Origin of the sequence: Paenibacillus sp. GCM10027626 (assembly GCF_042676285.1) — a bacterium.
In the GTDB taxonomy this organism is placed as follows: Bacteria; Bacillota; Bacilli; order Paenibacillales; family Paenibacillaceae; genus Paenibacillus_Z.
In genome coordinates this window covers 120,524-140,762 of record NZ_JBHTHC010000013.1, presented here as the reverse complement: position 1 = coordinate 140,762, position 20,239 = coordinate 120,524, and the positions used below count along the sequence as shown (strand labels likewise).

Annotated in this window: 25 protein-coding genes and 1 riboswitch; all 25 genes read right to left on the bottom strand. The window is 51.7% G+C overall.

Annotated elements, in window-relative coordinates; genetic code table 11:
- Positions 1-4 precede the first annotated feature (4 nt).
- Entirely contained in the window at positions 5-631 is a 627-nt protein-coding gene (locus ACFQ0N_RS23615) for an NADH-quinone oxidoreductase subunit C (protein ID WP_379330869.1), read from the bottom strand.
- Complete coding sequence (locus tag ACFQ0N_RS23610; RefSeq protein ID WP_379330867.1) at positions 628-1,146, bottom strand: NuoB/complex I 20 kDa subunit family protein; 519 nt, start codon at positions 1,144-1,146, stop codon at positions 628-630. The genes ACFQ0N_RS23615 and ACFQ0N_RS23610 overlap by 4 nt, the downstream gene beginning before the upstream one ends.
- Positions 1,131-1,502, bottom strand: coding sequence for an NADH-quinone oxidoreductase subunit A (locus ACFQ0N_RS23605; protein WP_379330865.1), 372 nt, complete (start codon positions 1,500-1,502; stop codon positions 1,131-1,133). The genes ACFQ0N_RS23610 and ACFQ0N_RS23605 overlap by 16 nt, the downstream gene beginning before the upstream one ends.
- A 198-nt stretch (positions 1,503-1,700) precedes the next feature.
- Entirely contained in the window at positions 1,701-2,099 is a 399-nt protein-coding gene (locus ACFQ0N_RS23600) for a F0F1 ATP synthase subunit epsilon (protein ID WP_379330863.1), read from the bottom strand.
- 24 nt (positions 2,100-2,123) lie between these two features.
- Positions 2,124-3,542 carry a F0F1 ATP synthase subunit beta gene (atpD, locus tag ACFQ0N_RS23595; RefSeq protein WP_379330861.1) on the bottom strand — a complete coding sequence of 473 codons (1,419 nt, stop codon included), beginning with the start codon at positions 3,540-3,542 and terminating at the stop codon, positions 2,124-2,126.
- Between the two features lie 54 nt (positions 3,543-3,596).
- On the bottom strand, positions 3,597-4,463 hold the full coding sequence (gene atpG / locus ACFQ0N_RS23590) for an ATP synthase F1 subunit gamma (protein ID WP_379330859.1): 867 nt from the start codon (positions 4,461-4,463) through the stop codon (positions 3,597-3,599).
- Positions 4,464-4,527: 64 nt separating this feature from the next.
- The gene (atpA, locus tag ACFQ0N_RS23585; protein ID WP_379330857.1) at positions 4,528-6,042 is read right to left on the bottom strand and encodes a F0F1 ATP synthase subunit alpha; all 1,515 of its coding nucleotides are present in this window, start codon (positions 6,040-6,042) and stop codon (positions 4,528-4,530) included.
- A 16-nt stretch (positions 6,043-6,058) separates the two neighbouring features.
- Entirely contained in the window at positions 6,059-6,607 is a 549-nt protein-coding gene (locus tag ACFQ0N_RS23580) for a F0F1 ATP synthase subunit delta (protein WP_379330855.1), read from the bottom strand.
- A complete protein-coding gene (gene atpF / locus ACFQ0N_RS23575) occupies positions 6,604-7,089 on the bottom strand; it encodes a F0F1 ATP synthase subunit B (RefSeq protein WP_379330853.1) in 486 nt (161 codons plus the stop codon). The genes ACFQ0N_RS23580 and atpF overlap by 4 nt, the downstream gene beginning before the upstream one ends.
- Before the next feature lie 97 nt (positions 7,090-7,186).
- Complete coding sequence (gene atpE, locus ACFQ0N_RS23570) at positions 7,187-7,399, bottom strand: F0F1 ATP synthase subunit C (RefSeq protein WP_379330851.1); 213 nt, start codon at positions 7,397-7,399, stop codon at positions 7,187-7,189.
- 123 nt (positions 7,400-7,522) lie between these two features.
- Positions 7,523-8,281 (bottom strand): F0F1 ATP synthase subunit A, encoded by a 759-nt coding sequence (atpB, locus tag ACFQ0N_RS23565; protein ID WP_379330849.1) that lies wholly within the window; start codon positions 8,279-8,281, stop codon positions 7,523-7,525.
- Positions 8,282-8,302: 21 nt separating this feature from the next.
- The gene (locus ACFQ0N_RS23560; RefSeq protein WP_379330847.1) at positions 8,303-8,671 is read right to left on the bottom strand and encodes an ATP synthase subunit I; all 369 of its coding nucleotides are present in this window, start codon (positions 8,669-8,671) and stop codon (positions 8,303-8,305) included.
- Positions 8,664-8,885, bottom strand: coding sequence for an AtpZ/AtpI family protein (locus tag ACFQ0N_RS23555; RefSeq protein ID WP_379330845.1), 222 nt, complete (start codon positions 8,883-8,885; stop codon positions 8,664-8,666). The genes ACFQ0N_RS23560 and ACFQ0N_RS23555 overlap by 8 nt, the downstream gene beginning before the upstream one ends.
- A 190-nt stretch (positions 8,886-9,075) precedes the next feature.
- A complete protein-coding gene (wecB, locus tag ACFQ0N_RS23550) occupies positions 9,076-10,224 on the bottom strand; it encodes a non-hydrolyzing UDP-N-acetylglucosamine 2-epimerase (protein WP_379330843.1) in 1,149 nt (382 codons plus the stop codon).
- Positions 10,225-10,243: 19 nt separating this feature from the next.
- Positions 10,244-10,873: a uracil phosphoribosyltransferase gene (gene upp, locus ACFQ0N_RS23545; RefSeq protein WP_379330841.1), complete on the bottom strand. Its 630-nt coding sequence runs from the start codon at positions 10,871-10,873 to the stop codon at positions 10,244-10,246.
- Between the two features lie 181 nt (positions 10,874-11,054).
- Positions 11,055-12,152, bottom strand: a complete 1,098-nt coding sequence (locus ACFQ0N_RS23540; RefSeq protein ID WP_379330839.1) for a glycine-rich domain-containing protein — start codon at positions 12,150-12,152, stop codon at positions 11,055-11,057.
- A gap of 115 nt (positions 12,153-12,267) precedes the next feature.
- Entirely contained in the window at positions 12,268-13,515 is a 1,248-nt protein-coding gene (locus ACFQ0N_RS23535) for a serine hydroxymethyltransferase (protein WP_379330837.1), read from the bottom strand.
- A 48-nt stretch (positions 13,516-13,563) separates the two neighbouring features.
- Positions 13,564-14,121, bottom strand: a complete 558-nt coding sequence (locus ACFQ0N_RS23530; RefSeq protein WP_379330835.1) for a TIGR01440 family protein — start codon at positions 14,119-14,121, stop codon at positions 13,564-13,566.
- Entirely contained in the window at positions 14,108-14,563 is a 456-nt protein-coding gene (gene rpiB / locus ACFQ0N_RS23525; RefSeq protein WP_379330833.1) for a ribose 5-phosphate isomerase B, read from the bottom strand. Before rpiB ends, ACFQ0N_RS23530 begins: the two co-directional genes overlap by 14 nt.
- Positions 14,564-14,768: 205 nt before the next feature.
- A riboswitch (ZMP/ZTP riboswitch) is annotated at positions 14,769-14,851 on the bottom strand.
- Between the two features lie 52 nt (positions 14,852-14,903).
- Positions 14,904-15,524, bottom strand: a complete 621-nt coding sequence (locus ACFQ0N_RS23520; RefSeq protein ID WP_379330831.1) for a low molecular weight protein arginine phosphatase — start codon at positions 15,522-15,524, stop codon at positions 14,904-14,906.
- 21 nt (positions 15,525-15,545) lie between these two features.
- Complete coding sequence (locus ACFQ0N_RS23515; RefSeq protein WP_379331057.1) at positions 15,546-16,106, bottom strand: manganese efflux pump MntP; 561 nt, start codon at positions 16,104-16,106, stop codon at positions 15,546-15,548.
- Positions 16,107-16,186: 80 nt separating this feature from the next.
- Positions 16,187-17,275, bottom strand: a complete 1,089-nt coding sequence (locus ACFQ0N_RS23510; protein ID WP_379330829.1) for an L-threonylcarbamoyladenylate synthase — start codon at positions 17,273-17,275, stop codon at positions 16,187-16,189.
- Between the two features lie 139 nt (positions 17,276-17,414).
- The gene (gene spoIIR / locus ACFQ0N_RS23505; protein ID WP_379330827.1) at positions 17,415-18,083 is read right to left on the bottom strand and encodes a stage II sporulation protein R; all 669 of its coding nucleotides are present in this window, start codon (positions 18,081-18,083) and stop codon (positions 17,415-17,417) included.
- 250 nt (positions 18,084-18,333) lie between these two features.
- On the bottom strand, positions 18,334-19,227 hold the full coding sequence (locus ACFQ0N_RS23500; protein WP_379330824.1) for a stalk domain-containing protein: 894 nt from the start codon (positions 19,225-19,227) through the stop codon (positions 18,334-18,336).
- Positions 19,228-19,301: 74 nt separating this feature from the next.
- Positions 19,302-20,234 carry a peptide chain release factor N(5)-glutamine methyltransferase gene (gene prmC, locus ACFQ0N_RS23495; protein WP_379330822.1) on the bottom strand — a complete coding sequence of 311 codons (933 nt, stop codon included), beginning with the start codon at positions 20,232-20,234 and terminating at the stop codon, positions 19,302-19,304.
- Positions 20,235-20,239: the final 5 nt, after the last annotated feature.

The following is a 20,239-nucleotide window of genomic DNA, read 5'->3' as shown; positions in this document are numbered from 1 at the left end:
CCTTCTACACCTCCGGATCAAGCGGTTCGTAATCTTTGCGCAGCGGATGCCCCGCCCAGTCGTCAGGCATCATAATGCGCCTCATATCAGGGTGACCGGCAAAATCGATGCCAAGCAAGTCATAGATTTCCCGTTCATTCCAGTTTGCGGTTGCCCAGATTGGCGTCGCTGAAGGCACAGAAGCCGCTTCGCGCTCTGTGCGGACCTTCACCGCCAGTTCCTTCTTGGTCTCTAACGACACCAGATGGTAGACAACCTCCAAATACGTTTCATAATCGACACCAGACACATTCCGCAAATAATGAAATGCCAGTTCGCTCTTGAGCAGCTCCGCGGCAGCAGGCCAATGTTCCGGCTGAACGACGATATTCGGCATATGACCATTCAGCTCATTAATTTGCGCTTCCACAATCGCGCTATTATCCAGCTTTGTCTGTAAAAGCTGGACAATCTCATCCAACTCAGGCTGTTTAGGAGACGGCGCCTTCGCTTCCACGGCGCCAGCCGGCTCTCCCCCTGCCGCCGCCGCTTTCGCCGCAGCCTTCGCAGCGCGCGCCTCGGCAGCTGCCTTCAATTTGGCCTCCCGCTCCGGATCAGCCGCCGCCTTTTGCTTCTCTTGCTCCTCGCTCATCGGCCAGTCACCTGCTTTCCGGTCTTGGCTTCATAACGGATTTTTTCCTGCAGTTTATTTATCCCATAGATTAAAGCAGCCGGGTTCGGCGGACAGCCCGGAATATAGACATCGACCGGCACAACCTGGTCGACCCCTTTCATCACTGCGTAGGAATGGACGTACGGCCCTCCTGCAGTGGCGCATGAGCCCATCGCAATTACCCATTTTGGCTCAGGCATCTGGTCGTACAGTCTACGCAATAATGGCCCCATCTTCTTCGTTACTGTTCCGGCCACAATCATAACGTCGGACTGCCGCGGAGATGTGCGGAATATGACGCCGAACCGGTCCAGATCATAATGTGAAGCGCCCGTCCCCATCATTTCGATCGCGCAGCAAGCGAGGCCGAAAGTCAGCGGCCACAGCGAGTTGCTGCGCGCCCATGCCTTCAATTGTTCCAATGTGCCCATAAATACGTTGCGTTCCAATTCCTGACGCTCTGCCGGCGTAATCGAGGCTAAATTGAATTCCATTTGAACACCTTCTTCTTCCAGGCATAGATGAGTCCAGTTGCTAACAACGCCACAAAAATGAACATTTCAACAAGCACAAAAAGGCCGAACTGTTTGTACACAACGGCCCACGGATATAGGAAAACGGTTTCTACATCAAATACAACAAACATAAGCGCGAACAAGTAGTAACGCACGTTGAAGCGGATCTGGCCTTCCCCTGTCGGTTCATTGCCACTCTCATAGGTTGTCTTCTTCTCGTCAGTCGGCTTATTCGGCCGCAGCAAACGACCAACCGTCAAAGCAACGACCGGAAGGAGAATGCCCAAAATGATGAAAATCGTTACAATCACGTAGTTATTGATGTACTTCTCCATACAATCGCCTCCGTGCGCATCGATATTCGTGCAGAGCAAAAATACGCCCCGCTTGTCAAAATTCCCTCACAATTATAACAAAAGCTACCACTTCCGTCTATGATGGATTAGTTTTCCCCCTGTTCCTCAACCAAAAAACAACGCCGAAACATCATATTGAACATGATGTTTCGGCGTTGTTGACTGTACCATTATTTCCTAACCCTGCTTAACGCCCAGACGATTCATCGCCCGTTGCAATGCAAGTTCAGCACGACGGAAGTCATACTCGTCTTGTTTGCCGGTTAACCGTTGTTCAGCACGCTGTTTAGCCGCTTTGGCACGATCAACATCGATATCGCCGGCAAGCTCTGCGCTTTCTGCCAAGATAACGACCTTTTCCTTGCGAACCTCAACGAAACCGCCATTCACAGCAAGAACTTCTTCGGAACGGCCTTTCTTGATTCTCACAGGTGCAATATTAAGCGGCGTTACAAGCGGTACGTGATTAGGCAAAATACCCATTTCACCCTCGGTGCCTTTAACAATAACCATATCAACATCCTCAGCGTACACTTTACGCTCAGGCGTGACGATTTCTAATAAAAAGGTGCTCATGCGGATCCCTCCATCAACGGCGTATTACAGCCCTTGAGCAAGCGTCTTAGCTTTCTCGACTGCGCCTTCAATCGATCCGACGTTGTGGAACGCCGGTTCCGGAAGATCGTCATGCTTCCCTTCAAGAATTTCCTTGAAGCTGCGGACGGTGTCTTTAACCGGCACGTACACGCCTGGCATACCGTTAAACGCTTCAGCAACGTGCAGCGGCTGCGACAGGAACAGCTGAATGCGGCGCGCACGGTGAACGATCTGCTTGTCTTCCTCGGACAACTCATCCATACCGAGAATCGCGATAATATCAAGAAGCTCTTTGTATCGTTGCAGAAGCTTCTTAACACCTTGTGCAACTTGATAGTGCTCTTCGCCCAAAATTTCTGGAGCCAGAATACGGGAAGAAGAAGCTAGCGGGTCAACAGCTGGGAAAATACCCATCGCTGCAATGTTACGCTCCAAGTTTGTCGTTGCATCCAAGTGAGCAAACGCCGTAGCTGGAGCCGGGTCAGTATAGTCATCGGCAGGAACGTAGATCGCTTGAATCGACGTTACTGAACCTTTTTTAGTGGATGTAATCCGCTCTTGCAATTGTCCCATCTCAGTTGCCAGCGTAGGCTGGTAACCAACCGCGGAAGGCATACGGCCGAGAAGCGCCGAAACCTCGGAACCCGCTTGCGTAAACCGGAAAATGTTGTCGACGAACAACAGCACGTCACGGCCTTCTTCGTCACGGAAATATTCCGCCATTGTCAGACCAGTCAAGGCTACGCGCAGACGCGCGCCTGGAGGCTCGTTCATCTGACCGAATACCATTGCCGTTTTGGCAATAACGCCGGAGTCGCTCATCTCGTGGTACAAGTCGTTACCTTCACGAGTACGCTCGCCAACGCCTGCGAAAACGGAAATACCGCCGTGCTCTTGGGCAATGTTGTGGATAAGCTCTTGCATCGTTACCGTCTTGCCTACGCCCGCGCCGCCGAAGAGGCCGATCTTACCGCCCTTCGCGTATGGGGCCATCAAGTCGATAACTTTAATGCCTGTTTCCAAAATTTCTTGTTGCGTCGACAGGTTTTCGAATGTCGGCGCTTGGCGGTGAATCGGATTGGAGATCGAACGGTCTACATCGCCGTTGTTGTCGATCGGATCGCCAAGTACGTTAAACACGCGGCCAAGAGTTGCTGGTCCTACAGGTACAGTAATTGGACGACCTTGGTCGACCGCTTCCGCTCCTCTAACCAGACCATCAGTAGAAGACATCGCTACGCAACGCACCAGGTTGTCACCAAGGTGAGTCGCAACTTCAACTGTGAGGTTGATGTCGCGCTCATTAGCGTTTTGAGCTTTCTTCTCGATTTTTATCGCATTCAGGATATCCGGCAAATGGCCATTGTCGAATGCAATATCGACTACTGGTCCTGTTACCTGGACAACGCGCCCGTTGCTCATTGAGGTACCTCCTAAAAGTTTTCTCGCTTCCCGTGCGTTAGCTGCCGGGAACTATTATTGCTGTGCGTTTGCGCCGCCGACAATTTCCGCAATTTCTTGCGTAATCGCCGCTTGACGCGCACGGTTGTATGTCAAGCTCAATACATCTATCATCTTCGTAGCATTTTTCGTCGCATTGCCCATCGCAGTCATCCGCGCACCAAATTCACTCGCTTTGCCTTCCAGCAGAGCACTGTAAATAACAGTCTCCGCATACTTCGGCAGCAGCACATCCAATACCGCTTCCGGCGACGGCTCATATTCGTAGTCCGCTTTTTCGCCAGCTGGTGATTCCGTTACATCACCAAGCGGCAGCAGCTTTTTGAGCACCGGAATTTGCGTCATGGCATTGAGGAACTGGTTATAGACAATATACAGTTCGTCGTAGGCGCCTTCTTCAAAACCGCGTACTGCTGAGGCAGCTACGCTTTTAATGTCTGAGAAGCTAGGCGAATCGGAGAGGCCGGTAATTTCCTCCTTGATCGCAATGTTGCGGCGCTTAAAATAAGCACTGCCTTTGCGGCCAAGAACAAAAAGATCGTATTCACTCGCCGATTTATGGTTTTCCTTCAACGCTGTCGCTATTTTACGGAGTACGTTGACATTATAACCACCAGCAAGACCACGGTCAGAAGTGATCACGAGATATGCAGTCCGCTTTACTTCGCGGGACTCCAGCATGGGATGTTTGACGCTGCCTCCACTGGAAGCTATAGCTGCAACCACCTCCCGAATTTTATCGGTGTATGGTCTAGCTGCGACTGCCGCTTCCTGCGAGCGTCTCAGCTTTGCCGCTGCGACCATCTCCATCGCCTTCGTGATCTGTTTCATGCTCTGTTTACTCTTGATCTGGCGTTTGATTTCGCGCATTCCTTTAGCCAATCGTTGTCACCACCTTATTGCCGGGCACACTCTTTAGGAAGTACCCGGCTCGATTCCGCTATAATTATACCGATGCCGCAAAGCCTTTCTTGAAGCTGTTGATCGCTTCAACCAAAGCTTTTTCATTGTCGGATGTCAAATCGTTCGTATCGCGGATGGAAGCAAAGATCTCAGCCTTGTTCGCATCCAGATAGGACAGAAGTTCCGCCTCAAAACGGCGTACATCCTGTACCGGAATATCATCCACATGTCCACGTGTAATGGCATAGAGAGATACAACTTGGCGTTCTACTGGCATTGGCTGGTTAACGCCCTGCTTCAGAATTTCCAGTGTTCTCTCCCCGCGATTCAGACGGGATTGTGTTACTTTATCAAGGTCGGAGCCGAACTGGGCAAATGCCGCGAGCTCACGATATTGGGCAAGGTCGAGCTTCAGCGTACCGGCAACCTTTTTCATTGCCTTGATTTGCGCAGAGCTGCCTACCCGGGATACGGAGTTACCAACGTTAACGGCAGGACGCTGACCGGAGTAGAAAAGATCCGACTCCAAGAAGATCTGTCCGTCCGTGATCGAGATCACGTTCGTTGGAATATAAGCAGAGATATCGCCTGCTTGCGTCTCGATGAACGGCAATGCAGTCAAGGAACCGCCGCCCAGCTCATCGTTCAGCTTCGCTGCACGCTCCAGCAAACGGGAGTGCAAGTAGAAGACGTCACCAGGATAAGCTTCACGACCCGGAGGACGACGAAGCAGCAAGGAAAGCTCGCGGTATGCCGCTGCTTGTTTCGAAAGATCATCATAGATAACGAGTACATGCTTGCCATTGTACATGAAGTGCTCACCCATCGCACAGCCTGTGTACGGAGCGATGTACAGCAATGGAGAAGGCTCAGAAGCACTTGCCGTTACAACAATCGTATAGTCAAGTGCATCTTGCTTGCGGAGAGACTCAACAACTGTACGAACAGTCGATTGCTTCTGGCCGATTGCAACATAGATACAAATAACGCCATTGCCTTTTTGGTTGACGATCGTATCGATTGCGATTTGCGTTTTACCCGTTTGACGGTCGCCGATGATCAATTCCCGTTGGCCGCGGCCGATTGGAATCATCGCGTCGATCGCTTTGATGCCTGTTTGCATTGGCTCAAATACGGATTTACGCGCCATTACGCCTGGAGCAGCCGATTCGATCGGACGCGCTTCAGTTGTTGCGATTGGACCATTGCCGTCAACCGGCTGACCCAATGCGTTTACTACGCGGCCAAGCATAGCTTCGCCGACTGGCACTTCCATGATGCGGCCCGTTCTTTTTACCTGGTCGCCTTCGCGGATGCCTGTGTACGGTCCCATAATAACGACACCGACATTGTTTTCTTCCAAGTTAAGCGCCATGCCGACAACGCCGTTCGCGAACTCAAGAAGTTCGCCCGCCATTGCATTTTCAAGGCCGTGTACGCGAGCAATACCGTCACCGACTTGGATGACCGTACCGACATCAACGACTTGAATCTCGGATTTATATTGTTCGATCTGTTGTTTAATCAGCGTGCTGATTTCATCAGGTCTGATACTCAATTCCGCTCACCCCTATCTACAGTGCTTGAGATTTCAACGATTGTTCTAGACGTGCCAGTTTGCCGGACAAGCTGCCGTCATACAAACGGTCGCCTATGCGTACTTGTACGCCGCCGAGCAAAGATGGTTGTACAACTTGCTGAGCCTGAATGGCTTTACCGGCAATAGCACCAAAAGTTGTCTCAACCTTGGCCAATTCCTCCGGCGACAGCAGCTTTGCAGTGTAGACAGTAGCCTGGGATCTGCCCAGTGCTTCACCTGCCACTTTCGTATATGCCGCATACACAGAACCAATCTCTTTCTGGCGCCCACGGGCAATCAGAATTTCAACGGTGTGCATAACGACAGCGGACACTTTTTCCGCTAACACGCTTTGAAGCAGCGCGATTTTTTTCGCCACACTAATGTTAGGCAATCCGAAAAACTTGCGAATTTCGGCATCTCCGTCGAGCACGTTCACGACGAGTTGCAACTGCTGCTCGACTTCAGCGATTACGTTCTGCTCCCGCGCGATTTCAAACAACGCTTGGGCGTAGCGCTTCGCTACTGCGCTTTCGCGGCTCATTTGCTGCCAACCTCTTTCAAGTATTGGTCAACAAGCTGCTCTTGCGACTTCTCGTCGATTTGCTTCTCGATAATTTTCGAGGCGATTTGCACGGAAATGCCGCTCACTTCGCTGCGCAGGGCAGCGATTGCCTTGTTCTTCTCGCTTGCAATATCTTGAACTGCATTCTCTTTCAGGCGGTTCGCTTCGGCTTTAGCCGTTGCTACGATTTCATCCGCTTGCTTCGTGCTAGTCAATTTAGCTTGCTCGATAATGTCATAAGCTTCTTTGCGTGCTTGCTGCAACGCTTGCTTCTGTTCTTCCAGATGTTGTTCTGCGTTTTTACGACTAGTTTCAGCGGTGTTCATTTGCTCCAAAACAAGCTGTCTGCGCTTCTCCATAATGCCAAAAAGCGGCCCAAACGCATATTTGCTCAACAGCCAGTACAAAATCCCGAAAGCGATTAGCGCATAGACTGTCGATTCCCAATGCAAGTTATCCAAGCTGCATAACTCCTTTCTGTTCGCAGGTTCCTCTTAATCAAAACGAAGGCGTGGAGGGCTAAGCCTTCCCCGCCATGGTTCGTTATCCCGGTTTCTATTAGCTGAAGAACGCCAAGAAGCCGATAACAACGCCGATAATCGGAACAACCTCGACGATACCAACGCCGATAAACATAGTTGTTTGCAGTTTGCTTGCGTTTTCTGGTTGACGAGCGATACCTTCAACTGTTTTACTAACGATCAGACCGTTACCAATACCAGCGCCAAGAGCGCCCAATCCGACTGCTACTGCTGCTGCCAATACTTCCATTGTTAAAATCCTCCTCGAAAATGTTAAATAGTTTTGGGTTACTATACTTCCATATACTTACTCCCGATTTGTACTCACAAAGCAATCAACATTACTCTGTTCGTATATCGAGCCAAGACAGAATTAATGATCCTCGTTATGGACGGTTGCCTGCGAAATATAGACCATTGTGAGGATTGTAAACAAGAACGCCTGAATTGCGCCAACAAATATACTAAAGCCTTGCCATGCAATCAGGAATGGTATTCCTGTCCAGCCAAGCATCAAAATCGTCGCAATCAGAACCTCGCCGGCAAAGATGTTGGCGTAAAGACGAAGCGCCAATGTGAGCGGTTTCGACAGCTCCTTGATCACATTAAGTGGGAAGAAGATCGGAAAAGGCTCGAAATAGTGTTTGAGATAGTGCTTGCGATTCAATTTCAATCCCAAGTAATGCACCATGACAACAACAATCAGAGCTAACCCAGCTGTTACGGATAGATCGGCAGTTGGCGATTTCCACCAAGCTATCTCCGCATGTCCGCCATGTTTGTCCAAATCTGCTTGTGTAATGTTCAGTGTTTCATTGACAGTGCTTGTCTCCGTAACAATACCAAACGGCAGTCCCAGCAGGTTGGAAATGAAAATGAACATAATCAGCGTTATGCCGAGCTTCAAGAAAGGCTTAACTCTCTCAAGCGGCATTGTACTCGCGATCGTATTGTGTACGAACTCGACCACCCACTCAAGGAAGTTTTGCATTTTCGAAGGGTTTTCAACCGACAAATTACGTACTGCCAATCGCGCCACAATAAATGTTACAAGTACAGAAACTGTGATCGCAATAAACGTGGCAATGTCAATTTGTAATCCGCCAATATTCAGCACGGGAATTAAATGCATACCGTATTTCACCCCTTTCCGCTAAGAATTTCGTTTGTTCAGAATAAAAGCGTATGCCAACATTACAAAGGGCATAAGGAAGCAGGAGAGCAAAGCTGCAGGCAGATTGAAGTATTCGGGATAACGGTAGGCCAGCATAGCTACGAGTAGCACCATAGCCATCCGTCCTGCCGCGCCGAGCCCCACCTTGCGGGAACCCTGTTCGGCGACCATCCTCCCGATCCATTCCACCCTTCTGCGCAGCATAAGCGCATTCAGCACGCTCGCCAGCACGCCAAGTGCCATCCCGGCCATAACAGTGCGCCATTCCGGTACAACGCCCCAGACAATTAAGCAACACGCCATAAATAACAGAGCTGCCCGGATTGCCTTGTTCATCATCTCATCCATCGCTGTCCTCCAACACTTTCTTGACAATAAGGATGGCTGAGAAAATGCCGACAGCCAGACCAAAGAGCACGCCAAAAACGATCCACCCCGGCGTCCCGCCAAGCCATTTGCCGATAAAAAAACCGAGCAAAGTACATATTGCGACATCGAAGCCAAGCGCTCCGACCATGGCCAGCGCCCGCCATGGGTTATCTCCACTGCTCTTTTGCTTCATGGTTTGTACCCCTGTCAATCCTCATACATTTTAGCGGAGCATAGGGAAGTTTGTCAATTCACATATTATCAAACATTCCGTGAACAGACGCCTTCAAACCCTTGATATCTCTAGCTTTCTCATGATTGCAAACCGTACAGTACCACTGTATGCTGTAATGTTTTACATTTTGCTGCCGGAGCGGACCAACTTATGAACGTTGTGTGAACAACGCCGGCCGTTCGGCCCGTCTGCCAAAATGGTGCAAAATCGCTTGCACGATGCGAACAGACGCTTGTCCATCGCCATACGGATTAGCCGCCTTGCTCATGCGCTCATAAAGCGCTGCATCAGTCAGCAATGCATGTGCGCGGGCATACACATCGGACTCTTCTGTCCCGACAAGCTCCAACGTTCCCGCCTCTATTCCCTCAGGACGTTCGGTTGTATCGCGAAGCACAAGGGTCGGCACGCCAAATGACGGCGCCTCCTCCTGCAAACCGCCAGAATCCGTCATAATCATATACGTATGCGGGTAGAAATTATGGAATTGAAACACATCCAGCGGATCAATCAGCTTGATGCGCGGATGATTGCCCAAAATTTCATTAGCCGGTTCGCGCACTGCCGGATTCGGATGAACAGCGTACACGAAGGCGACATCTTCAAATTCATCGGCAATCCGCTTCACAGCACGGAAAATATTGCGATGCGGCTCGCCCAGCGACTCACGGCGATGCGCGGTCATCAAAATCATCCGCTTGCCTTGCGCCCATTCGATTACCGGATGGGAGAAGGACGGGTCAACAGTATACTGGAATACGTCGGTTGCCGTATTGCCGGTAATGTATATCGAAGATTCCGGTTTATTCTCTTTGCGCAAATTGCCCGCGGATAGCTCCGTCGGCGCAAAATGGATGTCCGACAGCACCCCTGCCAATTGGCGGTTCATTTCTTCCGGATACGGCGACATCTTGTTCCATGTACGCAGACCCGCTTCGACATGTCCGACTTTGATTTGCTGCAAAAACGCTGCATAGCTTGCCAAAAACGTCGTCTGGGTATCGCCGTGGACAAGCACGATATCCGGCTTCGCATCGCGCAGTACCGGCTCAAGCCCTTCGAGCACCCGGACAGTCGTCTCCGTGAGCGTCTGCCGATCCTTCATCACGTTCAAATCATAGTTTGGCACAATCTCAAAAAACTCCAGCACTTGATCCAGGATTTGCCGATGCTGCGCAGTGACGCATACAATCGATTGAATCTCATCCTCGTACTTTTGCAGCTCGAGGACGAGCGGCGCCATTTTTACCGCCTCCGGACGTGTGCCAAATATGGTCATTACCTTCAGTTTAGCCAATCTTTGTCACTCCTATGAATTATTTTGTACCATACATACGGTCACCGGCATCGCCAAGTCCCGGTACAATATATCCATGGTCATTCAAACGCTCGTCCAGTGCCGCTATATAAATATCAATGTCAGGATGAGCCTCCTGGAATGCCTTCACGCCTTCAGGAGCGGCAATGAGACACATCAGTTTAATTTGGGTGCAGCCGCGCTGCTTCAATGTTTGTACCGCAGCAATAGCCGACCCTCCCGTAGCGAGCATCGGATCAATGACGATCAATAGCCGCTCGGTTGCATCTGTCGGCAAGTTCACGTAATATTCGGTTGGTTTTAACGTTTCCGGATCGCGAAACAATCCGATATGTCCAACCTTGGCAGATGGAATAAGTTTGAGCATTCCTTCAACCATGCCAAGTCCTGCCCGTAAAATCGGTACGATGCCGAGCATTCTGCCGGAAAGGACTTTGCCTTCCGCCTCTACAACCGGCGTCGAAACCGGGATCGACTGAAGCGGCAAATTGCGTGTAATCTCATAGGCCATCAAAGTCGCGACCTCGTCGACCAGCTCGCGGAAATCTTTTGTGTTCGTATTTTTGTCTCTAATGTACGTCAGCTTATGCTGAATGAGCGGGTGATCGCAAATGGTCAATTGGCTCAAAAATATCGTCCTCCTGAAGATGCTTGATTGCCGGCGCTCTGCCCTCCATCTTTACGAATGGATCACAATCTTGTCTATTATAGCATTTGCTGTTTCTTTTTTGCACCAACTCGCATGATTTTCGGCAGATCACACAAAAAATATCGGCAAGTCGCACCTTGCCGATTCCTTTTTTTTCACTTTAACTGCTGCACCCTCCGCCGCAACTGCTGCCACAGCTGCTGCCGCAGGACGATCCGCCGTCGCTGCCGCCGCTATCGCCGCCAGAGCTGCATGAGGCGCCTGCTGCGCCATCATGACCCCCGCTTTCTCCGCTGCTGCCCGTATCGACCATTAACCCGCTATCTGAATGTGCTCCGCCCTTAATATGCCCGGACTCTGTCATAGCGTCATCCATTTGCTGGTCAAATTCCTCCCGTGGGCCTAAGGAGGAAAAAAACAATGCGCCGGACAGCACGCCGGTTACAAAGCCAAAATCGCTCCCGCCGCCATGCAGGCCAGCATGCTCTTGCCCGGATTCTCCGTCTCCGCCCCGTCTACTGCGCGCTTCTGCCGCCAAATTGCGCCCGCGCTCTAGCAAATAATCAATGACGTGCGAAATATCCGGAAAAGCTTGGGCCGAAGCCATGTTGAACAATCTGGCCCGGAGCTGCTCAGCGGGGGCTTCTTCCAGTTCCCCTATATTATCAAGCGGCTTCCGATAAAAGGAGCCCCACAATTGCTCGCTCGCCGCAGTTATTACAAATAGTTCGCCATAAATCCAATCGAACCACGCCCGGTCTGCGGGTTTGGGCTTGACGCCCGTTTCATGCGGGGCATGATGAATAAAAGCGCCGCAGAACTGCCGGCAAAACTCCTCATACTCTCTAGTGAACATAAGCATCTCATGCCATACGGCATCGACCTTCTGACTATACATCGGCACGCCGCGAAGCAAGCTGCACATTAAAAAATACCGTTTCAGCTCGAACCAGCGCCAGCGCCACTCATGATCCGTCAGGCTGGGCTCCAGCTTCAGCACCCGATCCTTTACGCGCTCCTCCAGCCCGCTTGGAATAGACGCCTCTAACCGCTCTGTAATTGATCTGGCCGGATGCCCCTCAGGCACTCCCAATTTCTCCGGCGGTGCTACAGGCACCCTCCGCAGCTGGGTATGCCTCCCGCCATACGCGCCGCGCTGCGTTCGCGGGCGGCCATCGAACCTCACGCCTGCCTTCCTTCTAATAATGAAGCCGATGGCCGTGACAGCAAGAATGGCAATAATGGTTAGCTCAGTCAACTGTGCATCACCTTCTTTAATTCATTTAACACTATCATACCATGCAGAAAGCAAAATTAAAAAAAAGCTTGCCGGCGTCCGAAAGACAACCAGGCAAGCTTCCTTCCCTTTATTATTAGTAGCTCATGCCCGGATAAAGCGGATATTGAGCTGTCAAGTCCTGAACCATTTTACGCGCTTTAGCCAAAGTAGCCTCATCCTTCGGATTTTTCAGCGTCATCGCAATCACTTCAGCAATAATCCGCATGGCGTCTGCGCCCATACCGCGGGAAGTTGCAGCAGGCGTACCAATGCGAATACCGCTCGTTACAAACGGGCTTGTCGGGTCAAATGGAATCGCATTTTTGTTCGCTGTAATTTGCACGGAGTCAAGCACATGCTCGGCATCCTTCCCTGTAATATTAAGATTGCGCAAGTCGATCAGCATCAAGTGGTTGTCTGTTCCGCCGGAAACAAGGTTTATTCCCTGGGCAATAAGCGCCTCGGACAATACTTTAGCGTTATCTACTACGTTTTGCGCATAGGTTTTGAAAGAGCCATCCAGCGCCTCGCCCAAAGCAACGGCTTTTGCAGCGATGATGTGCATCAATGGACCGCCTTGCGAACCTGGGAATACCGCTTTATCAATCGCCTGCGCCCATGCTTTGCGGCACAGGATCATGCCGCCGCGCGGACCGCGCAGCGTTTTATGCGTCGTCGTCGTTACAAAATGAGCATGAGGAACCGGGTTTGGATGCAGGCCAGCTGCTACTAGGCCGGCAATATGCGCCATGTCAACCATAAACAATGCGCCTACATCGTTGGCGATTTGCCCCATTTTTTCAAAGTCAATAATGCGCGGGTAAGCGGAAGCGCCGGCAACGATCATTTTAGGACGATGCTTGAAAGCCGCCTTGCGCACTTCTTCATAGTCGATTGTGAAGGAGTTCTCATCTACTCCGTATGCCACAAAGTTGTAAAGCAGGCCGGAAGCATTAACAGGGCTGCCGTGCGTCAAGTGACCGCCATGCGCCAGATTCATGCCAAGCACTGTATCGCCAGGCTTCAAAGCAGCCAGATATACAGCCATGTTCGCTTGAGCGCCGGAGTGCGGTTGAACGTTGGCATGCTCTGCGCCGAACAATTCTTTTGCGCGGTCGCGCGCAATATCTTCGACGATATCAACATGCTCACAGCCGCCATAGTAGCGTTTGCCCGGGTAACCTTCAGCATATTTGTTGGTCAAGACTGTACCCATAGCCTCCAATACTGCTTCGGATACGATGTTTTCAGACGCAATCAGCTCAATATTGTCGCGCTGGCGCTGAAGCTCAAGGCCAAGCGCTTGTAATACTGCCGGATCCTGTTTACGCAAATGTTCCATTGTTCAATTCCTCCTGTAATGTCGTATATATTTTTTACTATCTATCGCTCAGCATGAACGCTGGTTATCCTCCAGTCCATACACCGCCCGCTCACCGCCGATAAGCTTCGGCCTTGTGTATGCCATGGTCAAATGCGCTTCTCCGATCGAGCGAATTGTCGGACGAAGCGGCACCGCAACCCGCCGCAAATGCATCCCGATAAAAGTATCTCCTATATCAATTCCTGCGTGGGCCTGAACGGACTCAACGAGACAAGCATCCGGCAAAGTGCGGTAAGCGTAGGCAGCCATCGAGCCGCCGGCCTTGGCCACCGGCACGGCCGCAACCACTTCCAGGCCATAACGCTCTGCCGCCGCCCGTTCAATGACCAGCGCCCGATTAAGATGCTCGCAGCATTGAAATACCGGATGAAAGCCGATCTCCGCCCGCACCGCTTCAATGCCTGCATAGATCGCCTCTGCAGTTGCGCTTGTCCCTGATGTGCCGATCTTCTGCCCGGCAACCTCGCTGGTGCTGCAGCCGATCACGAGAAGCTGGCCGGCCTGCAGCCGCGCTGCCGCTGCCAATTCACGGACTACTGTCTCAATTTGCTTACTTATTAGCATGAGCCGCCTCGATATTCATCACTTTATTGATGCGCCCGATATGTCGCTCGCCGCCCGAAAAAGGCGTCTCCACCCATGTACGGACAATTTCCTGTGCCAGTCCCGGGCCAATTACCCGCTCTCCCAGCGCCAATACGTTCGTATCATTATGCTCGCGCGTTGCTTTGGCCGAGAACAAGTCATGAACAAGCGCACAGCGGATTCCAGCTACCTTGTTAGCTGCAATCGACATTCCGATCCCTGTGCCGCAAATCAGAATACCGCGGTCCACCTTGCCTTGAACGACCCGTTCGCAAACAGGAAGCGCATAGTCCGGATAATCGACTGACTGCTCACAATTACACCCAAAATCTTCCACCTCGTGACCAAGCGATTGCAGTAATGGAACAATCTCATCCTTCAGCCGATATCCTGCATGATCGGCGCCAATAGCGATTTTCATGGAAAAAACCTCCCGATTATTTCGTCTCCTGACGAAAAATGTCGAATTGCATCGTTCCAATTATACCCCAATTCGCCGTTAAAGTGCGTGTCCAAAAAGCAGGTTTTCAGCACCGGGGGGCTGCGGTCCCTCTTTACAAGAAAGTCAGCTTTTTGAACAGCCTTATAAAAGACAAAAAAGAGCATAACGTGCATCTACGCACGCTGCTCTTTGCCCAGGCGACCGGCCGTATGATCCGATGCTCCACCGTGGTTTGATCCACTTTCGTCGCCAGTCACATCGGAAACCGTCTTTTGTTGTCTTTATCATACCGGATCGGTACATAAAAATCAATCCGCTTTTATTCCCCTAGCGCATCGAGCCGGTTGCGGTCTTCCCCGCGCTCCAGCATATCCAGCAGCTTGTCGAGCGCTTGGCCAATTTCGGCAGCGCATTGTTCATACGTCTCCTGCGAGCCCCCGAACGGATCGGCAATATCGAATTCGGGAACGAGCCGCTCCAGCTCCAGCAGCCGCCTTCTCTCCACTTCCGACAGCTGCTGGCCCAATGCCTGCTTCATCTGCCATTCCGTGTATATCCCCTCAAGCTCGGCAATCGTCGCCAGCACTTCCTCATCGCAATTCACATATTCTTTTAATGTAAATGTCTTGTTCACCGCTTCAGGGAATTGATGCAGCAGCGATTTCTTATGTCCGCTCGTCATCGTGAGCACCAAATCTGCCCAATTGACCATTCCGCCATCCAGCGCCTTCGAGCAGCCTGTGTGCTTAATCCCTCTCCGCTCCAAAGCTGTGCGGGAATGAGCCGAGACCGGAAGGCCGTCTATCGTGGAAACTCCGGCTGACCGCACCTCAATCTGCAAGCCGCGGCGGCTGCCATTTGCATTTAACAGCGCTTCTGCCATAGGCGAACGGCATGTGTTGCCCGTACAGACAAATAAAATCCGTTTTACGGAGCTCACCTGATCTCCCCCCTCTTGCTGCTATAGTATAAACAATAATCCGAAAGTAAACAAAATAATACCGCCACACGCTTCGCCATATTCGCCGAGATTCGGGCTGACGCGTCTGCCGATCAGCAATCCGACAATAGACAGCACCCCGCCAAAAAAGCCGAACGACAGCACGGTCAAAACAATATCCGCTGAAAACATGCCCAGCGATAGTCCGACCGAAAAGGAATCAATGCTGACGCTGAGAGCGAATACGAGCATTCCCCAAGCTTTACGGTGATCGATTGAACGCACCGCCTCACCGCGCAAGGAGCTGTATACCATATGAGAACCGAGCAAAAGCAGCAGCGCCCCGGCAACCGTTGTAGCGACATGACCTAGAAGCGAGCTCATATACTTTCCGGCAAACATCCCCATCAGCGGCATTAAAATATGAAATAATGCTATGAGTGTACTAATTTTCAGTATATCTAGCAGCCGGATCCCTTTTAAGCCGATTCCGATTCCGAGCGAAAAAGCATCCAGCCCGAGCGCAACTGCCATAATAAGAATCGTGAGCAGTTGCCCGGCCAACAAGCCGGCCTCTAGCATTGTCATTCCCCCTGTCCCATACTTCTCCATCATATGCGGACAAGTAGGGATTCATGACGGGGGAAAGAGCTTCAGCCAAGCTATAAATCAACGATTTGATGTCCTGCCGCTTTCACAAGCCTGTTCATCAACGCGCGGCCGATGCCCGATTCAGAGCAAGCCTCCGCCCATATTTGCGCTGTCTGCCGCTCGTCAAATGTTCGTAAGGCGGCGTACAGGCCAGCTGCCGCTGTCTGCGGGTCAGCCGCGCTGCCAACGACAATAACATCGTCTGCGGCAAAATAACCGGCATGTTCAGCAAAAGCCAATACACCGGTTCGCTCTCTGCGCTGAGAAGCAGCCTTCACTTCAGCATTAATATAAGCGGCCACAGCATGGATTTCGCCGCGCACAATCCGCATCTTGCCTTGAGGCGCATAGTGGGCATATTTCATTCCGGGGGAGCGCGGCGCACCATCCAGGACACTGCTGGTGAGAGCGGCATCCTCTTCCACTTCAGGGGCGATCTCGCGCAGCGCCTCAGCCGTCACTCCGCCCGGCCGCAAAATGCGAACAAGCCCCTGGTCGACTTCTACGACAGTCGATTCTACTCCAACACGGGATGGCCCGCTATCAACTATGCCATCGATCAGCCCTTGCAAGTCATGCCGCACATGCTCAGCATGCGTCGGGCTCGGGCGTCCGGAACGATTCGCACTGGGCCCGGCAAGCGGGCACCCCGATCTGGCGATCAGTTCCAAAGCAATCGGATGAGCCGGCATGCGGACAGCTACCGTATCAAGCCCCGCCGTTACAGCCGGCGGGAGCGCACCGGGACGGACGGGCAGCACAAGGGTCAGCGGCCCCGGCCAAAAGCGCTCCATTAGACGCGCTTCAATCTCCCCATAGGGCAGTACAAGCTGATCCAACTGTCTGCGGTTGGCAATATGCACGATCAGCGGATTGTCCGAAGGCCGGCCCTTCGCCGCAAATATTCGGGCGACCGCCTCGGCGTTGCGCGCGTCAGCACCCAGCCCGTAAACCGTTTCGGACGGAAAAGCTACGGTGCCGCCTTCCCGCAGCATGTTTGCCGCTTCATTCAATGCCTGCGCGGCTGCCTGTGTAAAACCGCCGCTCTGAATGTCTGCCTGCTCCCGCTCCACATGCCAAATTTGAGTGTCAATACTCATGAATACTTCCCAATCCTTCGCCTCGATATTCAATCATGTCTCTCATTATAGCACACTGCTATTTTTGACAAAATTAATATATGAAAGACCGGGTCTGCAGCGAACCCGCTAGCATGCCCGACCCGGCCACGCAATAGATTTAAAACAAGTTTTTAAAGAAATCGATAATAGCCTCGATGAGCTCCCACAAGAAAAATTTTACTTCCGGCTGTTCCGAAGCGTCATGGGCACTCCCATTGTCCTGTGCCGCAGTGCTCGCCGCCGCATCCGCGGCAGCAGGGGCTGCAGCTGCCTCGCCGCTCACCGAGTCGACGAAGCAAAGCGGAGGAAACAGCACACACCACCAGTTTTGCCCTTCACCGCTTCCCAAAGTGATGCGCAACGCTTCATAATCGCCGGCAGGATATACAGTATTGCCGTACATTTTAGTCGGAAAAGGCACCACGCCAAGCTCCGCTTTAAATCCGTATGTGAAGCCGCGCTGCTGCAATTCGTGCGCGACAATCTTTTCGATTTCACCCATATGAGCGTGAATGGTTGCTCTGGCCTGTTCAATCGTTTGCGGCTCAGTCACCCATGTGTTCATCGCTTTGACGACCGCATCGCGGACAAACCGTTTGACGGCTTGATCGGCTGCGCCATCGGAATTCGCAAGTATGCGCAATCGGATTGATTCTGCAGGAATTTCGCTGCCGGCAAGGGCGGCATCGGCATGCTGACTCTCCCAGCTCATTAAGAGAACTGCAATCACAAACAATAGATAGCCAAACGATTTACGATAGGAAAAACGGGAATGAGTGCGAATCATATACACAAGCTCCTTTGTGGCACCCGTCGGTGCGTGGCTTGCGTTCCGGAACGTTTCTATCCCCTATTATGTCCGGCGAATCTATCATTTAAACCTGTGAGAAGAAAATGCTGATGCCTTCCTTGGCGCGAGGCAAGTTTCTTCCCCTTAAATTTTATCGAATTTATCAGGTAAACCATATAAACTCTATAAAATCGAAAAAATCCTATCAGGCTGCAATAGAAACTTGCAAAATGCCTGATAGGATCTATTAATTCTGAGTATCTTTCAATAGCGAAATAATCGTGTCAAAATCTTGGACGGTTGGCGCTTTGGCATCCTCCAAAATATCTTTGTAGCCGAACCGCACCTGCTCGCGCCAGAACTCCGCCAGTTCCAACGGCGTACTGCCCGACTCTGATTTGATCGCGGGATTAGCGCCTTCCTTCAGCAAAAACTCGACAACCTGAGGCAGCCCCTTCTTGACCGCATTATGCAGTAAAGTATATCCCGCATAATCCGCGCTGCGTTTATCAATTCCCATGCCATGCTTGATAAATAATCCAATGATATCGGTCGACTCATCGGCAAAAGTAAAGATCGCCGGTCCTACCGGGCCAATCAGCACTTCCGGGTCGGCTCCTTTACTTAATAGCTGAGCCACTTTATCCGTATCCTTGGCCTTTACGGCCTCGTATAAATCATTTTGCAGGGATGACAGCACCCAGACCACGTTCAGGCCCCCCTGATACAGCTCAACCTTGCCGCCGCTTGCTGTGCCGGCAAAACGAAGCGGAATATAGGTGACGCCATTTTTTATGACCGGCGCCAGCGGCATTGTCTCCGCCTTTCCATTGATAAGCGCTGTTGCAGAATTAACCGTGAGCACGATGCTGCGCTCTTCATTTTTACCTACTATTTGCTGCGTCTTCTTGTTCCAGCTTACGCGCAAGCCCAGCTGCTCGAACACCGAACGAAACGGCACCATCGTCGTGCCTTTTTGAATATAAGGCTGAATGGGCAGCTTTAATTTATTGCCATCCATATAAATATCGAAGGTCGGAGTAGTATCATGAATTTTCTCAGCGGCAGATACAGGAGCAACCGCCTGCGACAAAAGCATTGCCGCAGCTACTAAAATAGCGCCGAGCCTGATCTTCTTCATATCGCTCCTCCTAATCATAGATTGGGACGCATAGTACTTGAGGGCTGCTAGGAATGTTGGCAATTTACTCTATGTTAATCGGGCTGCGACGCATAGTCAATCGCCATTACATGACGTTTTATACCCGCATAGTCGCTAATAATCTTTATATCTCGCCATTTTTCACAATTACGAAGCAGCCTGGCCACCGCTTCCGCCTGCCCCTGGCCCAGTTCGAAAGCAACAATGCGCGGTACGTCTGCAAGACCATCGAGCTGCTTAATAATTGCGCGATAGGGATTCAAACCATCCTCACCGCCGTCAAGCGCCATAAGCGGCTCAAAATCGCGTACCTCCGGCTGCAGCTCCAGGATATCTGCTGCTGGTATATAAGGCGGATTAGAAACGAGCACATCGATCCGCTGCTGCGACTGCACAAAGGGCTGCAGCAAGTCGCCCTGCACAAAAGTAAGCTGCCCGGCAACTCCATGACGCTGTGCATTCAGCCGGGCGACTGACAAGGCATCCGGGGACAGATCAGATACGATCAGCTCCCACTGCGGCCGCTGTACAGCCAGCGTGACCCCAATCGCCCCGCTGCCTGTACCGACATCCAGTACAACCGGGCGCGCCGGCGCAGGCCACAAGCGGTCCGCCTCTGCGAGCACGGCCTCTACAAGCAGCTCCGTTTCCGGACGCGGGATCAATACAGCGGGCGTTACTTGAAAAGGCAGCCCGTAAAACCACTGCTCTCCGATAATATACTGTACCGGCTCCCCCTCCGCTTTACGCCCAATCCAATTTGCCCACTTTGCAAATCGTTCTTCCGGGAACCTTTCGCGCCAATCGCGCAAGAGGCCTGACCGCTCCAGGCCAAGCAGATGCTGCATAAGCAGCTCGGCATTAGCTCTCGCTTCTCCAACGCCATGCCCTTCTAAAAATAAAGAAGCCTGAATGCAGGCTTCTCCTATAGTCGCCGGCGTCTGCCGCAATGCAGCCTCCGCACCGTTATTGTTCAAGCGCTCCATTATAC

Coding starts and splice junctions, on each gene's coding strand:
- ACFQ0N_RS23530 (WP_379330835.1), bottom strand. CDS start 14,121: ATGCTAATAAGTAAGCAAATTGAGACAGTAGTCCGTGAATTGGCAGCG.
- ACFQ0N_RS23615 (WP_379330869.1), bottom strand. CDS start 631: ATGAGCGAGGAGCAAGAGAAGCAAAAGGCGGCGGCTGATCCGGAGCGG.
- atpD (WP_379330861.1), bottom strand. CDS start 3,542: ATGAGCAACGGGCGCGTTGTCCAGGTAACAGGACCAGTAGTCGATATT.
- ACFQ0N_RS23580 (WP_379330855.1), bottom strand. CDS start 6,607: ATGAGCCGCGAAAGCGCAGTAGCGAAGCGCTACGCCCAAGCGTTGTTT.
- ACFQ0N_RS23610 (WP_379330867.1), bottom strand. CDS start 1,146: ATGGAATTCAATTTAGCCTCGATTACGCCGGCAGAGCGTCAGGAATTG.
- ACFQ0N_RS23605 (WP_379330865.1), bottom strand. CDS start 1,502: ATGGAGAAGTACATCAATAACTACGTGATTGTAACGATTTTCATCATT.
- atpE (WP_379330851.1), bottom strand. CDS start 7,399: ATGGAAGTATTGGCAGCAGCAGTAGCAGTCGGATTGGGCGCTCTTGGC.
- atpB (WP_379330849.1), bottom strand. CDS start 8,281: ATGCATTTAATTCCCGTGCTGAATATTGGCGGATTACAAATTGACATT.
- ACFQ0N_RS23600 (WP_379330863.1), bottom strand. CDS start 2,099: ATGAGCACCTTTTTATTAGAAATCGTCACGCCTGAGCGTAAAGTGTAC.
- ACFQ0N_RS23560 (WP_379330847.1), bottom strand. CDS start 8,671: ATGGATGAGATGATGAACAAGGCAATCCGGGCAGCTCTGTTATTTATG.
- spoIIR (WP_379330827.1), bottom strand. CDS start 18,083: ATGATTCGCACTCATTCCCGTTTTTCCTATCGTAAATCGTTTGGCTAT.
- rpiB (WP_379330833.1), bottom strand. CDS start 14,563: ATGAAAATCGCTATTGGCGCCGATCATGCAGGATATCGGCTGAAGGAT.
- ACFQ0N_RS23555 (WP_379330845.1), bottom strand. CDS start 8,885: ATGAAGCAAAAGAGCAGTGGAGATAACCCATGGCGGGCGCTGGCCATG.
- ACFQ0N_RS23510 (WP_379330829.1), bottom strand. CDS start 17,275: ATGAGTATTGACACTCAAATTTGGCATGTGGAGCGGGAGCAGGCAGAC.
- ACFQ0N_RS23515 (WP_379331057.1), bottom strand. CDS start 16,106: ATGCTAGAGGCCGGCTTGTTGGCCGGGCAACTGCTCACGATTCTTATT.
- ACFQ0N_RS23500 (WP_379330824.1), bottom strand. CDS start 19,227: ATGAAGAAGATCAGGCTCGGCGCTATTTTAGTAGCTGCGGCAATGCTT.
- prmC (WP_379330822.1), bottom strand. CDS start 20,234: ATGGAGCGCTTGAACAATAACGGTGCGGAGGCTGCATTGCGGCAGACG.
- ACFQ0N_RS23535 (WP_379330837.1), bottom strand. CDS start 13,515: ATGGAACATTTGCGTAAACAGGATCCGGCAGTATTACAAGCGCTTGGC.